The organism is Cupriavidus sp. PB-02 (assembly GCF_058252315.1).
In genome coordinates this window covers 2,541,368-2,563,312 of the sequence record NZ_CM177694.1, presented here as the reverse complement: position 1 = coordinate 2,563,312, position 21,945 = coordinate 2,541,368, and the positions used below count along the sequence as shown (strand labels likewise).

The window sequence follows — 21,945 nt, the reverse complement described above, 5'->3', positions numbered from 1 at the left end:
CGACTAGCTTGAAAGCCTTGGGCCGCTTCGATGAGGAATCATGATGAAGAGGGTCATAAGGCGTCTGGCCACGATTGTTGCCGTGGGCTTCGCAGTGGGCCTGTCCGGCGTCAGCGGTGCGCGGGCCTCCGACATCGACTGTAAATCACCTGCGGGCGGATCCTCGGTCCGCTGCGAAGACCCGCGCGGCGTCGGGATGCGATGCACGCTGGCGACCGACGACCCCCGCCCGCGCGCGCGCCATCACCTGATCTGCGATTCGACCAGGCTGTCAGAGCGCTACGAGCGCATCTACGCCGAGCAGCAGAGAATGCTGCGCAAGGGTAGGATTCAAAACTCGGACATCACGGCCTGGCGTGCCCGGCGCGATGCCTGCGACTCGGTACGCTGCCTGGAAGGCATGTTCGCCAGGTTCTGGCGGGAGCGGGACTCGATGCGAAACGCGCCGGCCCGGCCCGCCTCCCCACCCCAGGCTGCCACGGCTATGTCAGGCCCGGCCACGCATGAGCCGGCACCGTCGACTGCGCCGACGCAGAGCGCGCAAGAACAGCCGGCGTCGACCGAGTCGCTTGCCATGCACAGCCCGGAACCCACCGAGTTCACTCGGTCGACCGAAGCCCCCATTTCAAGCCCGGCCACGCATGAGCCGGCACCGGCAACTACGCCGACACAGAGCGCGCAAGAACAGCCGACGTCGACTGCGTCGCTTGCCATGCAGGTCGGACCGGAACTCACCGAGTTCACTCTGCTGACTGCAACCCCCGTTGAAACACCGGCTGCCCGGCAAGCGGCGGCGCGCCCCATTGCAGACGGCATGCACAGCAGCCCTGGCAAATCCCGTCCGGCCGCGCTTGCCGTGGAGAGCCTGTTTTCCGGGCTTGCCGTCCTGGGCATGGGCGTGGGTTTCCTGTGGACTCGCCATAACGCTCGCGCACAGGACCGGCCACGTTCCACCGTCCGGGCGGTCATGGTTATCGCCTATGTCCTGCTTTTTGTGAATGCACTGTTGCTGCCGTTCACGCTTGGTTTGAAGTAAACGCGCTCGTCATGGGAAGGCACTGGCGCGCCCGAGTCTGCCGGAAGAGATCGTTCCATCAAGGAGGGTTAACATGCGCATGCTTCTCAACATCCGAATACCTCACGAGCCATTCAATGCTTTTGTGCGCGATGGCACGATCGGTGACGTTATAGAGAGGATTCTGGCAGAGACGAAACCGGAGGCCGTCTACTTTACCGAGCAGAACGGAGCGCGCGGAGCGATTCTCGTCGTCAATCTCGACGAACCATCGCAGATCCCCGCATTCGCAGAACCCTGGTTTCTGATGTTCAACGCTGATTGCGAGTTTCGCGTGGTGATGGCCCCTGAGGACCTCAGGAAGGCAGGACTGGGAACACTTGGGTCGAAGTGGCAATAGCGACCGTGCTACCGGTTATCGTCTGTAAAGCGCTTGAGCGCTATCGGCGTGCAAGTCCCGCGCAGCTCAGTGCGGACTAACAAAAGGACCACCGTGAAGCAACTCGTCAAGTTGTGTGTTTCGATGCTTGCGGCGGTCTCCGGTATTGCGCATGGCGACGGCACCGTGATCGTCAATGGCTCGAACGTTGTAGTGACGGGCGACTCGGTCGCTATCATCAACGGCAAGGTCTACGGCGGCGCCAATATGGTGAAAGCGAAGGGTCCAGTCGTCAGCCAGCGCCGTTCGCTACCTGCGTTTCAGGGCATTGACATGATGCTGAGTGCAGATGCGACGTACCGGTTCGCTCCCGACCCAAGCATTACCGTCTTGGCCCAGTCCGACATCATGTCGAAGATCAAAACGACCGTTGAGGGCGGCACTCTGGTGATCGCCCCCGATGGCTCGTTTTCTTCGGAAAAGCCAATCAGGCTGCTGGTCGAAGGACCGGAGTTGTCGCGCGCGGTCATCTCTGGGTCGGGCAAGCTTGTGGCCAACGGCCTGCACGTCAATGCCGTCATGCTCCAGGTGTCCGGTTCGGGCACGATCGTAGCCGACGGCACTGCCAGCGAAGTCAAGGCTACGGTGTCGGGCTCAGGCAGTGTGGAACTGGCCAACCTCCGCGCGAAGTCGATTTCCGCTGAGGTATCGGGAGCCGGGCTAGTCTCGGCATATGCTTCTGAATCCGCGCAAGTGGAGTTGAGTGGCGCTGGCAATGTTCATATTTCCGGCAATCCTGCCAGGCGATCGGTAGACCGAAGCGGTGCGGGATCCGTACGGTTCGAGTAGCCGCCATGCCCGGGCTGCTTTGCAGTGCGCAGGTATATGCGTTATCGAGAGCACTGGAAAAATCGGGTTGGTCGCCGGTTAACAGATAGCGATTTACGACCCAATTGCTCAGTCGGCGTCGGTGGCGAAAACCTCCGTGACCACGGAGCGCAGCCATTTCGATTTGGGATCCTTGGCAAAGCGCCGATGCCAGTACACCTTCAGATCGTAATGCGGAATTTCAACCGGAGGCGCTACGATGCGCACCCTTTTTGAGTCGGCAAACACGTTGGCGACCGTACGCGGCAGCACCACCACCAGGTCGGATTCGGCGATGATGGTGGGGATGCTCATATAGTGCGCGGTATGCAACACGATATTGCGCTGGATGCCCTGCTTGGCGAGAACCTCTTCAAACATCTCCTGGCTACGACTTCCATCCTTGACGAAGGCATGCTCTGCCGCCTGGAACTGCGTCAGGGTCATGCGCGGTCCCTTGATCCTGTGCCCGGTGCGCACCATACAGACAAGGTCATGCGAGAACAGGCGCCGCTGGAAGAATTCGGCCTTGCGTAAATCCGGGAAATAGCCGAGCGCCAGATCGACCTCGCCAACCCGCAAGGCTTCTTCCAACTGGGCAGGGGCGAGGCTGACGCCACGAATGCGCGCCGACGGGGCCGTAGCACGGATGTGTTGCACCAGCTTCGGCAGAAACACGATCTCTCCGATCGCGCTCAGGCAAAAGACGAATTCATCGCCGCACACCCCCGGATCAAATTCCGGCGCCCGCAGGATATCGTGATCGATGGCGTCCAGGACTTCCCTTGCCTTGCCCGCCAGGCTTTGCGCGCGGGGCGTAGGCGACATGCCATCGACCTGGCGGATAAACAGGGCATCTCCCAATGACTCGCGCAACCGGGCGAGAGCGGCGCTGGCCGCCGGCTGGCTCATGTTCAGACGCTTGGCCGCTGCCGTCACGCTGCCGGTGTCGTAGATCGCCAGCAAAACCCGCAGCAAATTCAGATCGAGTCGCATGGATATTTGAAAATCAAATAATCTGAATTATAACAATTTGCTTTGTTTATGCGTTCGGCGCCGCTACATTTTCCGAAAACCAGCCGGCGGGATGCTCAGCATCGATGCCTGCGGGGCAGGAGACGAACGTAGGCAGGCAGGTTCCCGCTGTGACCGGGAAGCACATGCCTGAGGACTCCTGCCTCGTGATCTGCCGGCGGCGATCAACAGGAGACCAGATGATTCACCTTTCCGATATCCGCTATGTGCGCCTTGGGACGCGCGACCTGCAAGGTTGCGAGCAGTACGCTACGCAGGTGCTGGGCCTGGAGGTCGCGCATCGCGAGAGAGGCGCCCTCTACTTCCGCTCGGACAGTCGCGACCACACGCTGTGCTATTTCGAGGGCGACCCCAAAGACCATACTTCCGCCTTCGAGGTAGCGTCTCCCGCCGAGCTTGCCGCGTCCGCCGACTTGCTCGATCGCAACGACGTGCGTGTCGTCACGGGCTCGAAAGAGCAGTGCGAGTTACGACGCGTTGGTGCCTTCATCAACTTTCGTGATCCGTCCGGCAACAGCATCGATCTCGTGGTCGCGCCCGACCACAGCGGTCGTCGTTATTTTCCGTCGCGCGATGCCGGCATCACCGGCTTCAGCCACATCGGCTTGCGCTCGACCAATCCGGCGCGCGACGAAACGTTCTGGACGGGGCTTTGCAATGCAAAGGTAAGTGACTGGATCGGCGAGGCGCCATTGCTGCGAATCGACGAGATCCACCACAAGATCGCGCTGTTCCCTTCGAGTTACGCCGGCGTCCAGCATATCAACCACCAGGTGGAGAGTGTCGACGACCTGATGCGGTCTTACTACCTGCTGCGCGAACGGGGCGTACGCATCCTGTTCGGCCCGGGACGGCATCCCACCTCGGGCGCCGTGTTCCTCTATTTCGAAGGTCCGGACGACATGATCTACGAGTACTCGACAGGCGTCAGGACCATCTCGGTGGAAGACGAGAAGACCTACCGCCCTCGGCATTTTCCCACCGGGACTTCGTCATCCTTCTGCATGTGGGGTGCCAAGCCGGACATTGCCGAGTTTCGTTCATGAGCACGACCTCCACGCTCATTGACGCGCAACAACGCCTCGTGCGTGTAGCAGCACGGGCGATCGGTCGGGCTCATCTCGCCCATGCCTATGGACATTGCAGTGTGCGCCTCAGCCCGGGCGAGTTTCTGGTGTGTGCGGCCAAGCCGATGGGGCTGATCGGGGCAAGCGACACCGGCACGGTGGTGAGCGTCAACGGGACGCTTCCTGAAGGCGTGCTGGGCGAAGTCCGCATTCACCAGGAGATCTACCGGCAGCATCCGCACATTGGCGGCGTCGTGCGCAGCATGCCACCGGCCGTGATGGCGTTGTCGGCAGCACGCCTGACACCGCGCTGCCTGCACGGCATTGGCACGTATTTCTCCGCCGGGGTGCCGCTGTGGGACAACCCGCAACTGGTCCGCACGCCTGGGCAGGCGGCAGCGGTGGTCGAAACCCTGGGTACGGCCAGCGCGGTGGTGATGCGGGGCAACGGCGCCGTGGTTGCCGGCGCCTCGCTGGAGGATGCGGTGGTGCTGACGTGGTACCTGGAAGATGCGGCACGCATGGATCTCGCGTTGCGCGGTGCGGGACTGAGCGACCATGCCGCGGTCATCCCGCAGGCGGACGCCGAATTGCGCGCGACTCGCGTTGGCCGGATCTTCGAACGGATGTGGGAATACCTGACCGCCGGCGATTCGGAGGGCACGGCAATCGGACCAGCCTAGCGCTCCAGGCGAGAGGCCGTGCTGCTCGGCTCCGACGCGCCCTGGACGGTGCGGATCCCAATCCCTTTCAAAATCAGTCACCGAGGCAATTGCATGAAACAATTTCGCAACTTCATTAACGGCGAATGGGTCGGCACCGAACGGACCTTTGAGAACCGTAATCCGGTCGACAACAGCCTGATCGGGCATGTCCACGAGGCCGGCCAGGCAGAGGTCGACGCCGCCGTGGCGGCCGCGCGCCGCGCGTTGCAGGGCGAGTGGGGGCGCATGACGGTGGCCCGGCGCGTCGAACTGCTGCACGCCGTGGCCGACGGCATCAACCGCCGCTTCGACGAATTCCTGCAGGCCGAGATTGCCGACACCGGCAAGCCGCTGTCGCTCGCCAGCCATGTCGACATTCCACGCGGCGCGGCCAACTTCAAGGTGTTCGCCGACCTGATCAGGAACGTACCGGCTGAGAGTTTCGCCATGGCCACGCCCGATGGCGGCGAGGCCATCAACTACGCGGTGCGCTCGCCGCGCGGCGTGATCGGCGTGGTGTGCCCGTGGAACCTGCCGCTGCTGCTGATGACCTGGAAGGTTGGCCCGGCGCTGGCCTGCGGCAATACGGTAGTGGTCAAGCCGTCCGAGGAAACCCCGGCTACAGCCACCTTGCTCGGCGAAGTCATGAACGAGGCTGGCGTGCCTCCTGGCGTGTACAACGTCGTCCACGGCTTTGGCCCGGATTCTGCCGGTGCCTTCCTGACCTCGCACCCGGATGTGAACGGCATCACCTTCACCGGCGAAACCCGTACCGGCGAGGCCATCATGAAGGCAGCTGCCCATGGCGTGCGTCCGGTTTCGTTGGAGCTGGGCGGCAAGAACGCCGGCATCGTGTTCGCCGACGCGGATTTCGACAAGGCCGTCGCCGGCATTGCGCGCTCGGCCTTCGAGAACAGCGGTCAGGTGTGCCTGGGCACCGAGCGCGTCTACGTGCAGCGGCCGATTTTCGAGCGCTTCGTCGCGGCGCTCAAGGCAAAGGCCGAAGGCTTGCGGCTGGGCTCCCCGGACGCCGACGGTGTGAACATGGGCCCACTGGTTTCGCTGGAGCATCAGGCCAAGGTGCTGTCCTACTACAGGAAGGCGGCTGACGCAGGCGCCACCGTAGTCACCGGCGGCGGCGTGCCCGAGATGCCCGAAGCGCTGGCCGAAGGCGCCTGGGTGCAGCCCACCATCTGGACAGGCCTGCCCGAGGATGCGGCCGTGATCCACGAAGAGATCTTTGGCCCTTGCTGCCATATCGCGCCGTTCGATACCGAGCAAGAAGCCGTCCGGCTCGCCAACGACACGCCCTACGGCCTGGCTGCGACGGTGTGGACGTCCGATCTCGGCACGGCACACCGCATGGGCAGCGCCCTGGAGGTGGGCATCTGCTGGATCAACGCGTGGTTCCTGCGCGACCTGCGCACCGCCTTCGGCGGCGCCAAGCAATCCGGCATCGGCCGCGAGGGCGGGGTGCATTCGCTGGAGTTCTATACCGAGCTGCGCAATGTGTGCGTGAAACTGTGAGCCAGGCCATGAAACCAGAACAAATCCTCGACATCGCTGCTGGCCTTCACCACGCGCTGTCCGCGCGCCAGGCCATCGCACCGCTGACCGAAGGCTATCCAGATCTGTCCCTCGACGACGCCTACGGCATCCAGCTCGCCATGGTGCAGCATCGGCTGGATGCCGGCGAGCGTGTCATCGGCAAGAAGATCGGCGTGACCAGCCGGGTGGTGATGGACATGCTCGATGTGCGCCAGCCGGACTTCGGGCACCTGCTGTCCGGCATGGTCTACGGCGATGGCGCCGCCATTGCCGCCGACACGCTGATCGCGCCCAAGGCCGAGGGCGAGATTGCCTTCGTGCTCAAGGAAGACCTGGAAGGCCCGGGCGTGACCAATGCCGATGTGCTGCGCGCCACCGCCTACGTGCTGCCGTGCTTCGAGATCGTCGACTCGCGCATCCGCGACTGGAAGATTCGCATCCAGGACACGGTGGCGGATAACGCATCGTCCGGCGTGTTTGTGCTGGGCGACGCCGCCGTGGACCCGCGCGGGCTGGATCTCGGCACGGTCGGGATGACGCTGGAGAAGAACGGCGAGATCGTTGCCACCGGCGCCGGTGCCGCCGCCCTCGGCCATCCGGCCAACGCCGTGGCGTGGCTGGCCAATACGCTGGGCCGCCTCGGCATGGGGCTGAAGAAGGGCGAGGTGATCCTGTCCGGCTCGCTGGCCGCGATGGTGCCGGTCAAGGCCGGCGACCAGCTTCGCATCAGCCTGGGCGGCATCGGCTCGGCCGGCGTGCGCTTCATCTGAACGGATTCCACATAGCAGCCCACGACATCGCCATGAATCTCACCCAAGACATCATCCAGCAGCTCGCTGAGCACCTGGAGACCGCCGAACTCAACCGCGAACCGGTGCGCAAGATCACCGACGACCATCCCGACATGGACTGGGACGACGCCTATGCGATCCAGGACGCGATCCGGGCACGCAAGGAGGCACGCGGCACGCGCATTGCCGGCCTCAAGATGGGGCTGACCTCGTTCGCCAAGATGCGCCAGATGGGCGTAACCGAGCCGGTCTATGGCTTCGTGACCGACTACGGCGCCTGCATGGATGGCGGCGCCATCGATACCGCATCGCTGATCCATCCCAAGGTGGAGGCGGAGATCGCCTTCGTCCTTAAGCGTCCGCTCAAGGGGCCCGGCTGCCATATCGGCGACGTGCTGGCCGCGACCGACTTCGTGCTGCCGGCGGTGGAGGTGATCGACTCGCGCTACGAGAACTTCCGTTTCGACCTGAAGAGCGTGATCGCGGACAACACCTCATCGGCCCGCTTCGTGGTGGGCGGCACACATCGAAGCGCCGATGGCATCGATCTGAAGAACCTCGGCGTGGTGATGGAAAAGAACGGCGACGTGGTCGCCACCGCCGCCGGCGCCGCCGTGCTCGGCCACCCGGCCAGCAGCGTGGCCATGCTGGCCAACATGCTGGGTGCGCGGGGGCGCGAACTGCCGGCCGGCACCTTCATCATGACCGGCGGCGTGACCGAGGCGGTGGCGGTGCAGGCGGGCGACAACGTCACCGTGCGCTACCAGCACCTGGGGACGGTATCGATGCGCTTTGTCTGATCGCAGCACAGCCGGCGGGAGCAAGACTGTGTGCTTCCAATGGCAAATGACAGGAGTAAGGCAATGCCCATCATGCAAGTTTTCCTGATGGAAGGAAGGACCGAGGAACAGAAGGCGGGCCTGATCAGCGCGCTCACTGACGCGGCGGTGGCGTCGATCGGCGTCCCGCGCGAATCCGTGCGTGTGCTGATCACCGAAATGCCCAAGGCGCATTTCGGCATCGGCGGGAAATCCGCCAAGGAATTGGGCCGCTAATCAGGCCGCTAACGGACAGCGGCGGCAAGGGAGAATCAAGATGGACATGAAAGCAGGCAAGCACAAGGTTGCCATCATCGGCTCGGGCAATATCGGCACCGACCTGATGATCAAGGTGATGCGGCACGGCCGTCATCTGGAGATGGGCGCGATGGTCGGCATCGATCCCGCCTCCGACGGCCTGGCGCGCGCCGCGCGCCTGGGCGTGCCGACTACCGCCGGGGGCATCGAAGGCCTGCTGGCGATGGAGGGCTTTGGCGATATCCGCATCGCCTTCGACGCCACTTCGGCAGGTGCGCACGCGCACCATAACCAGTTGCTGCAGCAACACGGCGTGCGGGTGATCGACCTGACGCCAGCGGCGATCGGCCCCTATGTGGTGCCGGTGGTCAACCTGGACCAGCACCTGGAGGCCAGCAATATCAATATGGTCACCTGCGGCGGCCAGGCCACCATTCCGATGGTGGCCGCGGTATCGCGCGTGGCGAAGGTGCACTATGCAGAGATCGTGGCGTCGATCTCCAGCAAGTCGGCCGGGCCGGGCACGCGCGCCAATATTGACGAGTTCACCGAGACCACCAGCCAGGCGATCTGCTCGGTAGGCGGCGCCGCGCGCGGCAAGGCCATCATCGTGCTGAACCCCGCCGAGCCGCCGCTGATCATGCGCGATACGGTGTTCACGCTGTCCGATCTTGCCGACGAGGCGGAGATCGAGGCGAGCATTGCGCAGATGGTGCAGGCCGTGCAGGCCTATGTGCCAGGCTACCGACTCAAGCAGCGCGTGCAGTTTGAGCGCATTCCCGCTTCCGCGCCGCTGAACGTGCCGGGCATCGGGCCTGCCAGCGGATTGAAGACCACCGTGTTCCTGGAAGTGGAGGGCGCCGCTCACTACCTGCCGGCCTATGCCGGCAATCTTGACATCATGACCAGCGCCGCGCTGGCTTGCGCCGAACGCCTGGCCGAGACCAGCCTGGCAGCCGCCTGACCGTGCAGAAGGAGACAGACATGGATCTGAACAAGAAGCTTTATATCTCGGATGTCACCCTGCGCGACGGCAGCCATGCCATCCGCCACCAGTACAGCCTGGACCACGTGCGCCGCATTGCCGCCGCGCTGGACGCAGCGGGCGTGGACTCGATCGAGGTCGCGCACGGTGACGGCCTCTCGGGTTCGAGCTTCAACTATGGCTTCGGCGCGCATACCGATGTCGAGTGGATCGCCGCGGTAGCCGATACCGTGCGTCGCGCCAAGGTGGCGACGCTGCTGCTGCCCGGAGTGGGCACGGTGCACGACCTGCGCGCTGCCTACGATGCCGGCGCGAGGGTCGTGCGCGTAGCCACGCACTGCACCGAGGCGGACGTCTCGCGCCAGCACATTGAATTCGCGCGTGAACTCGGCATGGATGCCGTCGGCTTCCTGATGATGAGTCATATGACCGATCCCGCCGCGCTGGCGCAGCAGGCGAAGCTGATGGAAAGCTATGGCGCACAGTGCATCTACGTGGTCGATTCCGGTGGGGCGCTGAACATGAACGATGTGCGCGATCGTTTCCGCGCCTTCAAGGACGTGCTCAAGTCAGAGACCCAGACCGGCATTCACGCCCACCACAACCTGAGCCTGGGTGTGGCCAACTCCATCGTCGCGGTGGAAGAGGGCTGCGACCGCGTGGACGCGAGCCTGGCCGGCATGGGCGCGGGCGCAGGGAACGCGCCGCTGGAGGTGTTCATCGCAGCCGCCAGCCGGCTGGGCTGGAAGCATGGTTGCGACCTTTACACCCTGATGGATGCTGCAGACGACATCGTACGCCCGTTGCAGGATAGGCCCGTACGCGTGGATCGGGAAACCCTGGCGCTGGGCTACGCCGGCGTCTACTCGAGCTTCCTGCGCCACGCCGAAGCCGCAGCGGCACGCTACAAGCTGAAAACCGTCGACATCCTGGTGGAACTGGGGAAGCGTCGCATGGTGGGTGGCCAGGAGGACATGATCGTCGATGTGGCGCTCGACCTGGTTGCGCAGCGAGGCGGGGAACCCGCTGAGGTTTAGGGACATCCTTCGCCGTGGATTGCTGACGCGGCGAACTTCAGGCGAGCCGGGTCACGCAGCGGCTGAAGGCTGGAACGACCGCCGAACGGGCCGGGCTTAAATCGCATGGAAACAAGAAAAAGAAGGCGCCGCGCTCGCCGCGGGGCTCCGTATTCTCGCGCCCGTTGACAGGCATTGCAGGCACGTATGGCGGGGCATTTGCCCACCTTGACGGGGGCTTGGTGGCGCTCCCGCAACGTCTGCCAATAACTATATGAGAGTAATGGAGGAGACATGAAGATTCGTAAGATGGCCGCTGCGCTTCTGATGGCAGTTCCCGGATTGGCCGCCGCGCAAAACGTGACGTTATATGGAGTCATTGACACCGGCATCGCCTTCGTCAATGGAGTCGGTCAGGCACGCGACACACAAACCTTCATGCCTGGCCTGACCAGTACCGTTCCGTCCCGTTGGGGCTTGCGCGGGAGCGAAGACATCGGTGGCGGTAACAAGGCGATCTTCTGGTTGGAGTCGGGTTTCCTGCCAGACAGCGGCGCGTCGAGCCAGGGAGGGCGGCTGTTCGGCCGCCAGGCGCTGGTAGGCCTGTCCGGGCGCTGGGGGCAGGTGGCCATCGGGCGCCAGTACACGATGCTGTTCTGGGCCATGGCCGAGCCCGACATGCTTGGGCCGAATCTCTTTGGTTCCGGATCGCTCGACAGCTACATACCCAATACGCGCGCGGACAATGCCGTGTCCTACAAGGGCACCTTTGGTGGCCTGACGGTCGGCGCCACCTACAGCTTCGGTCGCGACACGGTCAATGCCGGCCCGAGTCCGGGCGGCACCAATTGCGCGGGGGAGAACCCGGCAGACCAGCGCGCGTGTCGCGAGTGGTCGGTGCTCCTGAAATACGATGCGGCGCGCTGGAGCGTAGCGGCGGCCTACGATTCGTTGCGAGGCGGACCTGGTGCCTTTGGTGGCCTGACAAGCAGCGCCCTGACCGACGACCGGCTTTCGCTCAACGGGTACTTCATGGTGGGAGAGGCGAAGATCGGGGGCGGATGGCTGCGCCGCGACAACCGGGCAAGCGCGACGCCGCGCAGCGATCTCTACTACCTTGGGACGTCCTACCCGATCACGCCGAGGATCAGCGTCGATGCTGAGGCCTTCCACCTTCGCTTTCACAACAGTCCGAACAAGGCATGGATGTTCGCAGGCCGCGGCACCTATGCGTTCTCAAAACGGACATCCGCGTATGCGACCGCAGGCTTTATCGACAATCTCGGCAACCTCGCCTTGTCCGTCAACAGTGGTCAGGCCGGCACCAACCCGGCGCCAGGTGGGAACCAGTTCGGCGCAATGGTCGGCGTGAAGCACATCTTTTAGGCAAGTCATTTTGCCTGGCGCCGGGGAGCGGCGCCCCTTGAGGATCCAGCCAGCCTTCAGGCTACATCTGGTCCCCACAGAATCATTCCGCATGCATTCCGTATTGCCGTACGCAATGCGCTTTGCACACAGTGGCCGCCGGGAATAGACGGACCACAAATACACAAAGAGGAGACACACATGCTTCAAGCAAAGAGATGGATCGCCTTCGCTGCCATCGCCCTGTCCTGCACGCCGAGTGCACAGGCCGCTGACCCAATCAAGATCGGTTTCATCGGCTCCCTCACCGGACCACTGTCGACGCTGTCGACCGACATGAAAGACGGATTCAATCTCGCGCTCAAGCACAAGGGGGGCAAGCTGGGCGGTGTCGACACAGTCGTGGCTTACGGCGACGACCAGGCCAACCCGGATACCGGCAAGCAGGTCTACGAGCGCATGGCCAAAAGCGAGAATGTCGACATCATCACCGGCATGGCATTCACCAACGTGATGCTGGCCGTGGCGCCAACGGCATTCAAGGACAAGATCTTCTTCGTCAATTCCAACGCAGGCCCCAAGGAACTCGCCGGGGCCTCGTGCAACTACTATTACTTCAATCCCACCTGGCATACCAGCGCGCTGTCCGAGGCCGCTGGCCGCTTCGCCACCCAGAAGGGGTACAAGCGGATATTCGTGATTGCGCCGAACTACCAGGCAGGTCGCGAGCATGCCGAGGGCTTCGAGAAAGAATACAAGGGCGAGATCGCAGGCCGCGCCCGCAACAAAGTGGGCCAGCTGGATTTCTCGGTAGAAATCGGCCAGATCCGCGCCGCCAAGCCTGACGCGGTCTTCTTCGCACTGTGGGGGCCGATGGCGATCAATTTTGTCAAGCAGTTCAACCAGGCCGGCCTGAACAAGACGATCGACCTGGTCACGGCCGGCTTCGCCGTCGACGCCGACATCCTGCCTGCGCTGGGTGATGCAGCTGTCGGCATCTACAACACCAGCCAGTGGAGCCCGGACTTTCCCAACGCGGTCAACAGGAGATTCGTCGAGGATTTTGAGAAGGAATTCAAGCGTCCGGCATCGAGCTACGCCTCGCAGGGCTACGAGGTTGGGCTGCTTCTGGATGCCGCGATTCGCGACAGCAAGGGCAAGTTCAAGGATGACAAGGTACTGCACGACGCGATCATGTCGGCAAAGTACGAATCGGTACGCAGCTACTTCAAGTTCTCCTCAAACCAGAACGCGACCCAGCACATCTACTTGCGCCAGGTGGTGAAAAACGAGAAGGGCAAGCTGACCAACAAGACTGTCAGTAGCACGCCGGTATATGCCGACCAGAGCGATCCCTACATGGGCGAATGCAAGCTCGCGGCGAAATAGGACAACCGTTGGAAGGAGTACATCATGCTGGTTTTTCTGTTCGAACAGCTCCTCAACGGCGTGCAGTTCGGGCTCATGCTGTTTCTGCTGTCGGCGGGCCTGACACTCGTGTTCGGCATCATGAACATGATCAATCTGGCGCATGGGTCGCTGTACATGATCGGCGCCTATCTGGTCGCCACGCTGACCCTGAAGACGGACAGCTTCCTGTTCGGGCTGATCGGCGGCGTGGCGCTGACCGCGGCGATTGGCATCCTGCTCGAAATGAGCCTGTTGCGCCGGCTTTATGACAAGGACCATCTTACCCAGGTGCTTGTCACCTTCGGCATCATCCTGATCGCCAACCAGGCGGTGCAGGAGATCTGGGGGGCGCAGCCGATCATGACCAGCATGCCGGCCTCGCTGAGTGAGTCTGTGCCGCTCGTCGGCAGCTTCGAATATCCGGTCTTCCGGCTGTTCATTATCGTCGTCGGCCTGCTGATCGCCGCACTGCTGGCGCTGCTCATCAAGAAGACGCGGGTGGGCATGTGGATCCGGGCGGGTGCGTCCGACCGTGAGATGGCCTGCGCCATGGGGGCGAACATCAACCTTGTGTTCTCGCTCGTCTTCGGTCTCGGCGCGGCGCTGTGCGCCATCGCCGGAGGCCTGCTCGGTCCTCTGCTGTCGATCAACGTCGGCATGGGCGAGAGCATCCTGATCCTGGCCTTCGTGGTGGTGGTGATCGGTGGCATCGGTTCCGTCCAGGGCGCGCTTGCCGGCGCCGTGCTCGTCGGCGTTGTCGACGCGCTGGGCCGGGCGTTGATTCCGATGGCGCTGCGCGGCTTGCCGGATCAGGGGCTGGCCGATTCGCTGGCATCCACGCTGTCCGCCGTTTCGATCTATCTACTGATGGCGCTGGTCTTGTACTGGCGGCCGCAAGGTCTATTCTCCCGCTGAGGCTGTCATGAAATCCCAATCTCTCATTGCCTGGGCACTGCTTGCCGTCCTTCTGATCGCTTTCCCTGCGATGGCACAGGCGTTCGGCGGCAGCTTCTACGTCGGCTTCGCCACGCGCGTGCTGATCCTGGCCTTGGCCGCAACCAGCCTGCGACTGCTGGTCGGCGAGCTGGCCCTCGTTTCCTTTGGACACGCCGCCTTCTTTGGCACCGGCGCCTTCGTGGTCGCCATCTTGTCAAAGGAACTGACGGCACCAGTCGGATTGCTGCCTGGTACGGATTCCGCATGGATCGCCTGGCCGATTGCCGTCATGGTGTCGGCGTTGCTGGCGGTGGTGATCGGCATGATCTCGCTGCGCACGAAGGGCGCTTACTTCATCATGATCACGCTTGCGTTCGCCCAGATGACGTTCTATTTGTTCGAATCACTGAAGATGTACGGTGGCGACGAGGGCATCAACATGGCGCACCGCTCCAGGCTTGGCTTCGGTCTCGATACTGGTGACAACGTCACGTTCTACTACGTGGTCCTCGCTACCGTGGTCCTGGTGAACCTGCTCTTCCGCTTCCTGATCCGGTCGCCGCTGGGGCGCGTGATGAAAGGCATCAAGGAGAACGAAACCCGGATGCAGGCGCTCGGCTACCGCACCTACTGGTACAAGCTGATGGTGTTCGCGATCGCCGGCGCCGCAGCCGGGCTGTCCGGCGCACTGCTGGCCAACCAGAACAGTTATGCCAGCCCGAGCCTGTTCAGCTGGCTGCAGTCCGGCAACCTGCTCATCATGGTGATCCTCGGAGGCAGCGTGAACTTCTGGGGTGGCGCCGTAGGTGCCATCGTCTTTTGTGCGCTGGAAGAAGTGCTGCCACACCTGACCAGGTACTGGCAGATCGCCATGGGCGTCTTTGTCATCCTGGTTGTCATGCGTGTGCCGGAAGGATTGACCGGCCTGCGGTGGCGCGTCCGCGTCCCGCATGCGGCGCAGCGCCGTTCGTCGAGCGAGGTGGGTAATGGCTGAGCAAGTGTTAGCGGTAAGGGGCCTCGTCAAGCGTTTTGGCGGACTGATGGCCACCGATCATGTCGACTTCGACATTACGGACAACCAGATCCACGCGCTGATCGGGCCAAACGGAGCAGGCAAGACCACGTTCATATCGCAGCTCGCCGGCGGTCTGCTTTCGGATAAGGGATCCATTTCATTCTACGGAACCGACATAACCCGCCTGAGCATGGCCGAGCGTGCCGACATGGGCCTGGTGCGCTCTTACCAGATCACCAGCATTTTCCGCAACCTCTCGGTATTCGAGAATCTCGCCATCAGCATTCAGTCGCGGCTGAAGGCAAGCTTCCGCTTCTTTGGCAAGGCATTGGTCGAACAGCTGCGCGAGGAAGTGGTTTCGGTTGCGCACCGCATCCAGTTGGCGGACGAACTTCACACCCTGGCCTGCCACTTGTCGTATGGCCAGCAGCGCCAGCTGGAAATTGGGCTCGCACTGGCGCTCAGGCCGCGCCTGCTGCTGCTTGATGAGCCGATGGCCGGGCTGTCCCCGAACCAGGTGCCCTGGTTTGTCGACTTCATCAGGAGCCTGAAGGGCAAGGACCTGTCCATCCTGCTGATCGAGCACGACATGGACGCAGTCTTCAGGCTGTCCGACCGGATCTCGGTGTTTGTGTCGGGAAAGCGGATCTTCAACGGTTCTCCCGACGAAGTCAAGAACAGCGCGGAAGTAAAGCGCGCCTATCTGGGAGAGTGATATGAGCCTGCTGGAACTGACGTCGGTTGAGGCCGGCTACGGCGCGAGCCAGGTGCTGTTCGGTGTCGACCTCTTCATCGATGAAGGCGAAGTGGTGACGCTGCTCGGCCGCAACGGCATGGGCAAGAGCACGACTGTCAAGGCCATCTCCGGCCTGCTACGGCCGAGGCGCGGCAGGGTGCGCTTCAACGGATGCGAGGTGGCCGGGATGGCGCCGGAACGCATCAGTCGAAGTGGGATCGGCCTGGTGCCGGAAGGCCGCCGGATTTTTTCCAACCTGACGGTATACGAGAACCTCGTTGCGTTCGCCCGCCGGGGCCAGTGGACCCTGCAGCGGATATACAAGCTGTTTCCGGTACTGGAAAGGCGTAAGGACAACATGGGCTTCCAGCTATCTGGCGGCGAGCAGCAGATGCTGGCCATTTCGCGGGCGCTGCTGACCAACGCCAGGCTGCTGCTGATCGACGAGGCGACCGAGGGGCTGGCGCCGCTGATCCGCCAGGAGATCTGGCACTGCCTGCACGAGGTGAAGAAGGAAGGCCAGTCGATCCTGGTGATCGATAAGTATGTCCAGAACCTGATCGGCCTCGCGGATCGTCACTACTTCATCGAAAACGGACGGATCGGATGGACAGGAAGCAGCGCACAGCTGAGTGAGCAATCGGAGATCTGGGAGCGATATCTTGGCGTTTGATCGTTCGCCTGTAGGAGCCGCGTGAACGAGGAAAGGCCGGAAATGTTGCCAAAAACATTTCCGGCCTTTTTCATTGCAGAAACACGTGTGCGCAAACTGCGTCGTTATCTGGCGTCGACGCTTGCCGTGCGGGCCAACCTGGCCGCCCGTGCAGACGGGCTATGCGAGCGCAGCGATGCCGGCGTGCGCGATTTCAGCGTCTTCGTTGGAGCGGACGCCGCTCACACCGATCGCCCCCGCGCAGCTGCCGCTGACCATGATCGGCACGCCGCCTTCCAGCAGGCAATCCAGGCCGGGCGCCGACAAGAACGCCTGCCGGCCGGCATTTACCATGTCTTCATAGAACTTGCTTTCACGCTGGCCCATCGCCGCCGTGCGGGCCTTGGCGGCTGCGATGTAAGCGGTCGCCGGCGGGGCACCGTCAGCCCGCTGCAGCCATTGCAGATGGCCTCCATCGTCGACGATGGCAATCGTCACGACCCATTGCTTCGCGCTGGCATAGGCGAGGGCAGCGTCGGCCACCTGCTTCAGTTCCGCCATACCGAGACTGATCTTCTGATACATCTTTAAGTCCTCTCCAATAATGCGAGCGCCGGCGCCAGGGTGCGCCGGCGCGGTCCGCCAATCTCGATGCCGCTTATGCGATCGTGAACTCGAACTCGCCGATGTTTTCGATCCACTGCTTGACGATATCGCCCGGCTTCAGGAAGTCGCTGTTCGGCATGCCAACTCCGGCCGGCGTACCCGTCAGGACAACGTCGCCCGGGAGGAGCGTGACGCGCGAGGACAGATGGGAGATCTGGTCGGCGATGTCGAACAGCATCTGGTTGGTGTTGGAATCCTGCTTGAGCCTGCCGTTGACCCACAGCTTCATGCCCAGGTTCATCGGGTCGCCGATGAATTGCGCGGGCGTGATTGCCGGGCCCATCGGGCAGGAACCGTCGAATGACTTCTGGCCGATCCAGTCATAGCGGAAGGGCGAGGTCTCTGCCGCTTCGGGGCGGAAGATGTGGTCGCGAGCGGACAGGTCGTTGGCAACGGTATAGCCAGCGACATGGCCAAGCGCTTCGTCCCGCGACACATCCTTTGCGGGCTTGCCGATGATGACCGCCAGTTCCACCTCCCAGTCGAGCATCTTCGACCCGCCGGGCAGCGCCACCCTGGTGCCGGGACCCACCACGCTCGAGCCGGTCGCCTTGAGTGAGTGCCAGGGTTTCTCGCCGCTGCCCTTCGGATCGGGGTTGATATTGAGCTTGAGGCGCTCCCTCATTTCCTCTACGTGGTCCTTGTAGTTCGCACCCGCGAAATAGATGTTCCGCGGCGCCAGAAGCGGCGCAACCAGTTCGGCATTCTTCACGTCTTCTCGCTCGGCCAGTTTGGAGCCAAGCGTCGCGAGCTTTGCGGAGGCGTTGGACCAGTCCGCGAGCACTTCGAGCATGTCGTGGTAAGCGCGGGACTGGTAAATCTTGCCGTTGGTCAGCATGCCGGTGCGCACGCCCTCGGGCACCTTGAAGGTAACGAGCTGGATCATTTAGTCTGCCTTTCCGAAGATATTGAGTTCAGGGAGCGCGTTGAGGTCGGCTTTTTCGTCGTCGGAGAATCGGTCACCGAAATCGAAGAAGTCGTCATGCTGGAACCCGTTCGGGTAGTACTGGATCTCCCACCAGTTGTGGTCCAGGTCTTCCAGGTAGAACGAGTACACGCTGTGCTGTTCGTGCGGTTCCAGCACCTGCCGGATCTTGTATTGGTCTTTGTGCTTGAGCGCCGCCTGGTAGGCAGCGTCCACGCTCTCGCGCGACGTGACGTCCAGCCCCCAGTGGTTAAGCACGTTGCAGGGGTGGACCGCGTCGCCGACTTCCACGCACACAATGTGGAAGCGCATACCCAGTCGAACCGACATCGACGGTTTGGCGTGACGGCGGCACTCCAGGCCGAGGAACTCCTCGTAGAACTTGCGTGACTCCTTCAGGCTGTAGCATTCCAGGGTGCCATGTCCCAGGCAGAAGGGTTTCACGTGAGAATTGCGCTCTGGGACGGGCGCAGTGAAGTCCGCGGGAATGGCGTCCTCGATATTGATTTCCATGGTGTTGTCTCCTCAGTATTGCCGGTCGGCTCAAGCTGCGGCTTTCTGCCGGTCTGCTTCGTTGATGAAAGAATCGGCGTAGAACTCGCCTTCCGGAAGGCCGCACCGCGCCGTAAAATCGCGGCGGGCGGAATCGACCACGACCGGCGCGCCGCAGGCATACACCTGGCAGGCGGACATGTCGGGGAAGTCTTCCATGACCGCCTCGTGCACGAATCCGCTGCGACCAGTCCAGTTGCATTCCGGGGTGGCGTCACTCACGACAGGAATGAACTTGATGTGGTCGTGCTCGGCGACCCATTTCTCGGCAAGCGCCGCCATGTAGATGCATGCACGTGTGCGACCGCCCCAGTAGAGGGTGATGGGACGCTTGTTTCCGCAAGCGATGCTGTGGTCGATGATGGACTTGATCGGTGCGAAGCCGGTGCCCGAAGCAAGCATGATCATCGGTTTGTCGCTGCGTGCGCGCCAATAGAAAGACCCGAGCGGCATTTCCAGCATCATGGTTTCGCGCAGCCTCATCGTGCTGAACACGTGTTCCGTGAAGCGACCACCGGGAACGAGGCGGACGTGCAGGTCGAACTGCCTTACCCCTTCGCTGGCGGGGGCGGTCGCGATCGAGTAGCTGCGGCGCGTGCCGTCCTTGAGCACGAAGTCAACGTACTGGCCGGCCTTGAAGGCGGTTGGCTCGTTGGGCGGCAGGCCGATGGTGATCAGCATGACGTCTGGCGCTACCCGTTCGAGATGCAGTACGCGGCACGGCAAACGGCGCACCGGGAAAGCCTCCGCGGGGTCCAGCTCGCCGACTTCGATGCTGGAGTCGCCGATGGCTTTGGCCGAGCACAGCAGCGCCTTGCCGGCACGCTTGTCGTCTTCACTGAGGTAGGTCGGGTGGACATTGCCGAAATCCACCGTGCCTTGCCTGACGGTGCCGCGGCAGGTGTTGCAGACACCAGAGCGGCAGCTGAAAGGCATGAGCAGGCCGGCGGCCAGGCCGGCCTTCAGGATGGTCTCGCCGTCATCGCACTCGAACTGGTTGCCACTGGGCAGCAGGGTGATCGTGTGCCTGGTCATGGCAAAAGCTCCAAGGCCACTGCGATCGCGGATTTGGGCGCTGCCGTAACACGCGCTGACGGCCGCAGCTCAGATATCTTCATTGCGTCTCCTCCTTCTTCCGGAATGTGAAGGGAGGTTAGAGCGCGACCCTCGGGGCGTCTATGCAGTAGCGTCAATGTAAGTTATTGGCGCAGTGAATACCGGGGGAGGAAGTCGGAAGGCGCGCGGGAGAAGTCGCCGGGATCAGGACGGTCTGACGATGAAATGTGCCCTGCAAGCATCTGCAGAGGATTGATCCTGCCAATAGCGTTCGGAGTGTCAGGCGGGAAACAAGCTCTTGAACTGGGCGCGCAGCCACTGATTGGCGGGATCGTGGTGATAGCGTGCGTGCCAGTATTGGAATATCTCGATATCCGGAATATCGAACGGCAGGTCGAACACCTGTACGGGGGCCGTTTCGCAGAACGCCTGCGCCAGCACAGACGGTATGGTCATGATCAGGTCGGTGCTGGAGATGATCCTCGGAATGCCGAGCGAATTCGCTACGCGCAACGCGACACGGCGCCGCACGCCGTGTTTCATGAATTCTTCCGCGAGGAGCGCCTCCAGCGCAGCATGATTGCCGAGTGCAGGCACGTAGGAAATGTGCGAGGCGTTCAGGTAGGCGGGCAGGGTCAGGGTCCCGTCTATATGGGGATGCCCCTTGCGCGCAACGGCGACGTAATGACCTGTCGTCACGCGCTGGCGGAAAAAGCTCGGCCCGAAATCTGAAAAATAGCCGATCACAAGGTCCACGTCGCCATTGGGCATCGCCGCCTGGGCCTGCTGCGATGTCATTTCGATCGCCTCGAGGTCTACCCCGGGCGCGATCTCGGCGAAGTGGGTGACGATCTTCGGCAGGAAGACGCGTTGTCCCATCTCGTTCATGCAGATGGAAAAACGCCGACAGGAGGTCATCGGGTCAAAGTGCCGCTTGTCCTCGATCGCACGGCGGAGTTGTCCCAGCGCCTCCTGGACCGGTTCCGCCATTTGCAAGGCCAGCGGCGTCGGCCTCATGGCGCCGTCAGAACGCACGAACAGCGGGTCGCCAAAGAAGTTCCGCAGGCGCGCGAGCGCGTTGCTCGTGGAAGGCTGGGTCAGTCCGATCTCCTCTGCGGTCCTGGACACGCTGCCGACGCGGAGCATCGCATCAAACACCAGCAGGAGATTCAGGTCCAGTGAGTAGAGCTTGTTCATCGTTGCATCGGGGTGGGCGAATTGATTGCATCAATAGTAGTTCGCTGCGAGCGCCTCCGGGGAGAGCGGTATCACTGCACCAGGCGCTCTCGCAGGAACTCGATAAAGCGCTGCGTCTTCGCCGGCAGCAGGCGCGTCTCGGTGATGGCATAGACGGGGATGGGCGTGGCCTGCCACTGTGGCAGCACTCGACGCAGCAGCCCATTGGCCACGTCGTCCCCGATGATTTCTTCCGCCAATACGGCGATGCCGAGGTCGAGCGTCGCCAGGCGCCGGATCATGCCGACGCTGTTGAGCAAGAACCGGCCGCCGACTGTGACGTCAACCGTTTTCGTCGCGTCGTGCAGTGTCCATGTGCTGGCCTCCGTCGTGCGGAGCCGCAGGCACTCATGCCGCACGAGGTCGGCCGGCTGGCCTGGCTCGCCGAAGCGTTCGATATATTGCGGCGAAGCGTATAGATAGCGGGGCAGGCGGGCGAGCCGGCGCGCGATCAGGTTCGAACTTGGCGGCTCCCCCATGCGGATCGCGACATCGAACGGCTCGGCCACCAGATCGACGCGCCGCGGCGTGAGGTCGAATTCGAAGCTGATGCCGGGATATCGGTTCGCGAATTCCGCGATCAGGGGGGCGAGGAAGACATTGGCGAAATCCACCGGCAGTGACGCGTGCAGCACGCCGCTGGGCTGGGCGACCATTTCGCCGAGTTGCTCATGTGCCAGCCGGGCTTCATCGACGATGCGCTTGCATCGCTCGAAGTAAATCTGGCCGGCCTCGGTCAATTCGATCTTGCGCGTCGTGCGATGCAGCAGGCGCAGCCCGATCGCCTTCTCCAATGCGCTGATTCGCCGCGACAGGGTGGAATTCGGCACTCCCATCGCCTCCGATGCGCTGCGAAAGCCCTTGGCTTTGACGACCTCCACGAACAAGGCCATGTCGTTCAGCAGTTCCACGC

24 protein-coding genes are annotated in these 21,945 nt (G+C 62.8%); 17 read left to right on the top strand and 7 right to left on the bottom strand.

Going from position 1 to position 21,945, the window contains the following annotated elements; genetic code table 11:
* Nucleotides 1–40 precede the first annotated feature (40 nt).
* The 3 genes from AC10V3_RS12050 to AC10V3_RS12040 all read left to right on the top strand — a co-directional run bounded on the left by AC10V3_RS12050 (nucleotide 41) and on the right by AC10V3_RS12040 (nucleotide 2,243).
* The gene (locus tag AC10V3_RS12050; protein WP_022535490.1) at nucleotides 41–1,036 is read left to right on the top strand and encodes a hypothetical protein; all 996 of its coding nucleotides are present in this window, start codon (nucleotides 41–43) and stop codon (nucleotides 1,034–1,036) included.
* Nucleotides 1,037–1,109: 73 nt separating this feature from the next.
* Complete coding sequence (locus tag AC10V3_RS12045; protein ID WP_022535489.1) at nucleotides 1,110–1,415, top strand: hypothetical protein; 306 nt, start codon at nucleotides 1,110–1,112, stop codon at nucleotides 1,413–1,415.
* A 93-nt stretch (nucleotides 1,416–1,508) separates the two neighbouring features.
* Nucleotides 1,509–2,243, top strand: coding sequence for a head GIN domain-containing protein (locus AC10V3_RS12040; protein WP_022535488.1), 735 nt, complete (start codon nucleotides 1,509–1,511; stop codon nucleotides 2,241–2,243).
* 108 nt (nucleotides 2,244–2,351) lie between these two features.
* Here the strand turns inward: AC10V3_RS12040 and AC10V3_RS12035 are convergent, their stop codons facing one another.
* Entirely contained in the window at nucleotides 2,352–3,257 is a 906-nt protein-coding gene (locus AC10V3_RS12035; protein WP_022535487.1) for a LysR family transcriptional regulator, read from the bottom strand.
* Between the two features lie 218 nt (nucleotides 3,258–3,475).
* Here AC10V3_RS12035 and AC10V3_RS12030 point away from each other — a divergent pair, with 218 nt between their 5' ends.
* The 14 genes from AC10V3_RS12030 to AC10V3_RS11965 all read left to right on the top strand — a co-directional run bounded on the left by AC10V3_RS12030 (nucleotide 3,476) and on the right by AC10V3_RS11965 (nucleotide 16,618).
* A complete protein-coding gene (locus tag AC10V3_RS12030) occupies nucleotides 3,476–4,342 on the top strand; it encodes a VOC family protein (RefSeq protein ID WP_022535486.1) in 867 nt (288 codons plus the stop codon).
* On the top strand, nucleotides 4,339–5,046 hold the full coding sequence (locus tag AC10V3_RS12025; RefSeq protein WP_022535485.1) for a class II aldolase/adducin family protein: 708 nt from the start codon (nucleotides 4,339–4,341) through the stop codon (nucleotides 5,044–5,046). Before AC10V3_RS12030 ends, AC10V3_RS12025 begins: the two co-directional genes overlap by 4 nt.
* A gap of 93 nt (nucleotides 5,047–5,139) precedes the next feature.
* Nucleotides 5,140–6,594: a 2-hydroxymuconic semialdehyde dehydrogenase gene (locus AC10V3_RS12020; protein ID WP_022535484.1), complete on the top strand. Its 1,455-nt coding sequence runs from the start codon at nucleotides 5,140–5,142 to the stop codon at nucleotides 6,592–6,594.
* A gap of 8 nt (nucleotides 6,595–6,602) precedes the next feature.
* On the top strand, nucleotides 6,603–7,385 hold the full coding sequence (gene dmpE, locus AC10V3_RS12015; protein WP_022535483.1) for a 2-oxopent-4-enoate hydratase: 783 nt from the start codon (nucleotides 6,603–6,605) through the stop codon (nucleotides 7,383–7,385).
* A gap of 32 nt (nucleotides 7,386–7,417) precedes the next feature.
* Nucleotides 7,418–8,206: a 2-oxo-3-hexenedioate decarboxylase gene (gene dmpH / locus AC10V3_RS12010; RefSeq protein ID WP_022535482.1), complete on the top strand. Its 789-nt coding sequence runs from the start codon at nucleotides 7,418–7,420 to the stop codon at nucleotides 8,204–8,206.
* Between the two features lie 30 nt (nucleotides 8,207–8,236).
* Nucleotides 8,237–8,461, top strand: a complete 225-nt coding sequence (thmT, locus tag AC10V3_RS12005; RefSeq protein WP_349606005.1) for a 2-hydroxymuconate tautomerase — start codon at nucleotides 8,237–8,239, stop codon at nucleotides 8,459–8,461.
* Between the two features lie 40 nt (nucleotides 8,462–8,501).
* Complete coding sequence (locus AC10V3_RS12000) at nucleotides 8,502–9,446, top strand: acetaldehyde dehydrogenase (acetylating) (RefSeq protein ID WP_022535480.1); 945 nt, start codon at nucleotides 8,502–8,504, stop codon at nucleotides 9,444–9,446.
* 20 nt (nucleotides 9,447–9,466) lie between these two features.
* Nucleotides 9,467–10,504 carry a 4-hydroxy-2-oxovalerate aldolase gene (dmpG, locus tag AC10V3_RS11995; RefSeq protein WP_022535479.1) on the top strand — a complete coding sequence of 346 codons (1,038 nt, stop codon included), beginning with the start codon at nucleotides 9,467–9,469 and terminating at the stop codon, nucleotides 10,502–10,504.
* Between the two features lie 273 nt (nucleotides 10,505–10,777).
* Entirely contained in the window at nucleotides 10,778–11,869 is a 1,092-nt protein-coding gene (locus tag AC10V3_RS11990; RefSeq protein WP_022535478.1) for a porin, read from the top strand.
* Between the two features lie 180 nt (nucleotides 11,870–12,049).
* Nucleotides 12,050–13,237: an ABC transporter substrate-binding protein gene (locus tag AC10V3_RS11985; protein ID WP_022535477.1), complete on the top strand. Its 1,188-nt coding sequence runs from the start codon at nucleotides 12,050–12,052 to the stop codon at nucleotides 13,235–13,237.
* A 24-nt stretch (nucleotides 13,238–13,261) separates the two neighbouring features.
* Nucleotides 13,262–14,173, top strand: coding sequence for a branched-chain amino acid ABC transporter permease (locus AC10V3_RS11980; protein WP_022535476.1), 912 nt, complete (start codon nucleotides 13,262–13,264; stop codon nucleotides 14,171–14,173).
* Nucleotides 14,174–14,180: 7 nt separating this feature from the next.
* A complete protein-coding gene (locus tag AC10V3_RS11975; RefSeq protein WP_022535475.1) occupies nucleotides 14,181–15,188 on the top strand; it encodes a branched-chain amino acid ABC transporter permease in 1,008 nt (335 codons plus the stop codon).
* The gene (locus AC10V3_RS11970; RefSeq protein ID WP_022535474.1) at nucleotides 15,181–15,924 is read left to right on the top strand and encodes an ABC transporter ATP-binding protein; all 744 of its coding nucleotides are present in this window, start codon (nucleotides 15,181–15,183) and stop codon (nucleotides 15,922–15,924) included. The genes AC10V3_RS11975 and AC10V3_RS11970 overlap by 8 nt, the downstream gene beginning before the upstream one ends.
* A gap of 1 nt (nucleotide 15,925) precedes the next feature.
* Nucleotides 15,926–16,618, top strand: a complete 693-nt coding sequence (locus tag AC10V3_RS11965; RefSeq protein ID WP_022535473.1) for an ABC transporter ATP-binding protein — start codon at nucleotides 15,926–15,928, stop codon at nucleotides 16,616–16,618.
* 159 nt (nucleotides 16,619–16,777) lie between these two features.
* Here AC10V3_RS11965 and AC10V3_RS11960 read toward each other — a convergent pair whose 3' ends face one another.
* The 6 genes from AC10V3_RS11960 to AC10V3_RS11935 all read right to left on the bottom strand — a co-directional run bounded on the left by AC10V3_RS11960 (nucleotide 16,778) and on the right by AC10V3_RS11935 (nucleotide 21,943).
* Nucleotides 16,778–17,182, bottom strand: coding sequence for a heme-binding protein (locus tag AC10V3_RS11960; protein WP_022535472.1), 405 nt, complete (start codon nucleotides 17,180–17,182; stop codon nucleotides 16,778–16,780).
* Nucleotides 17,183–17,255: 73 nt separating this feature from the next.
* The gene (locus AC10V3_RS11955; RefSeq protein WP_022535471.1) at nucleotides 17,256–18,149 is read right to left on the bottom strand and encodes a fumarylacetoacetate hydrolase family protein; all 894 of its coding nucleotides are present in this window, start codon (nucleotides 18,147–18,149) and stop codon (nucleotides 17,256–17,258) included.
* On the bottom strand, nucleotides 18,150–18,701 hold the full coding sequence (locus tag AC10V3_RS11950) for a VOC family protein (protein ID WP_022535470.1): 552 nt from the start codon (nucleotides 18,699–18,701) through the stop codon (nucleotides 18,150–18,152).
* Between the two features lie 30 nt (nucleotides 18,702–18,731).
* A complete protein-coding gene (locus AC10V3_RS11945) occupies nucleotides 18,732–19,775 on the bottom strand; it encodes a CDP-6-deoxy-delta-3,4-glucoseen reductase (RefSeq protein ID WP_022535469.1) in 1,044 nt (347 codons plus the stop codon).
* A 300-nt stretch (nucleotides 19,776–20,075) separates the two neighbouring features.
* The gene (locus AC10V3_RS11940; RefSeq protein ID WP_022535468.1) at nucleotides 20,076–20,993 is read right to left on the bottom strand and encodes a LysR family transcriptional regulator; all 918 of its coding nucleotides are present in this window, start codon (nucleotides 20,991–20,993) and stop codon (nucleotides 20,076–20,078) included.
* 71 nt (nucleotides 20,994–21,064) lie between these two features.
* On the bottom strand, nucleotides 21,065–21,943 hold the full coding sequence (locus tag AC10V3_RS11935; protein ID WP_022535467.1) for a LysR family transcriptional regulator: 879 nt from the start codon (nucleotides 21,941–21,943) through the stop codon (nucleotides 21,065–21,067).
* Nucleotides 21,944–21,945: the final 2 nt, after the last annotated feature.

Coding starts and splice junctions, on each gene's coding strand:
- AC10V3_RS12050 (WP_022535490.1), top strand. CDS start 41: ATGATGAAGAGGGTCATAAGGCGTCTGGCCACGATTGTTGCCGTGGGC.
- AC10V3_RS12045 (WP_022535489.1), top strand. CDS start 1,110: ATGCGCATGCTTCTCAACATCCGAATACCTCACGAGCCATTCAATGCT.
- AC10V3_RS12035 (WP_022535487.1), bottom strand. CDS start 3,257: ATGCGACTCGATCTGAATTTGCTGCGGGTTTTGCTGGCGATCTACGAC.
- AC10V3_RS12030 (WP_022535486.1), top strand. CDS start 3,476: ATGATTCACCTTTCCGATATCCGCTATGTGCGCCTTGGGACGCGCGAC.
- AC10V3_RS12025 (WP_022535485.1), top strand. CDS start 4,339: ATGAGCACGACCTCCACGCTCATTGACGCGCAACAACGCCTCGTGCGT.
- AC10V3_RS12020 (WP_022535484.1), top strand. CDS start 5,140: ATGAAACAATTTCGCAACTTCATTAACGGCGAATGGGTCGGCACCGAA.
- dmpE (WP_022535483.1), top strand. CDS start 6,603: ATGAAACCAGAACAAATCCTCGACATCGCTGCTGGCCTTCACCACGCG.
- dmpH (WP_022535482.1), top strand. CDS start 7,418: ATGAATCTCACCCAAGACATCATCCAGCAGCTCGCTGAGCACCTGGAG.
- AC10V3_RS12000 (WP_022535480.1), top strand. CDS start 8,502: ATGGACATGAAAGCAGGCAAGCACAAGGTTGCCATCATCGGCTCGGGC.
- dmpG (WP_022535479.1), top strand. CDS start 9,467: ATGGATCTGAACAAGAAGCTTTATATCTCGGATGTCACCCTGCGCGAC.
- AC10V3_RS11990 (WP_022535478.1), top strand. CDS start 10,778: ATGAAGATTCGTAAGATGGCCGCTGCGCTTCTGATGGCAGTTCCCGGA.
- AC10V3_RS11985 (WP_022535477.1), top strand. CDS start 12,050: ATGCTTCAAGCAAAGAGATGGATCGCCTTCGCTGCCATCGCCCTGTCC.
- AC10V3_RS11980 (WP_022535476.1), top strand. CDS start 13,262: ATGCTGGTTTTTCTGTTCGAACAGCTCCTCAACGGCGTGCAGTTCGGG.
- AC10V3_RS11975 (WP_022535475.1), top strand. CDS start 14,181: ATGAAATCCCAATCTCTCATTGCCTGGGCACTGCTTGCCGTCCTTCTG.
- AC10V3_RS11970 (WP_022535474.1), top strand. CDS start 15,181: ATGGCTGAGCAAGTGTTAGCGGTAAGGGGCCTCGTCAAGCGTTTTGGC.
- AC10V3_RS11965 (WP_022535473.1), top strand. CDS start 15,926: ATGAGCCTGCTGGAACTGACGTCGGTTGAGGCCGGCTACGGCGCGAGC.
- AC10V3_RS11960 (WP_022535472.1), bottom strand. CDS start 17,182: ATGTATCAGAAGATCAGTCTCGGTATGGCGGAACTGAAGCAGGTGGCC.
- AC10V3_RS11955 (WP_022535471.1), bottom strand. CDS start 18,149: ATGATCCAGCTCGTTACCTTCAAGGTGCCCGAGGGCGTGCGCACCGGC.
- AC10V3_RS11950 (WP_022535470.1), bottom strand. CDS start 18,701: ATGGAAATCAATATCGAGGACGCCATTCCCGCGGACTTCACTGCGCCC.
- AC10V3_RS11945 (WP_022535469.1), bottom strand. CDS start 19,775: ATGACCAGGCACACGATCACCCTGCTGCCCAGTGGCAACCAGTTCGAG.
- AC10V3_RS11940 (WP_022535468.1), bottom strand. CDS start 20,993: ATGAACAAGCTCTACTCACTGGACCTGAATCTCCTGCTGGTGTTTGAT.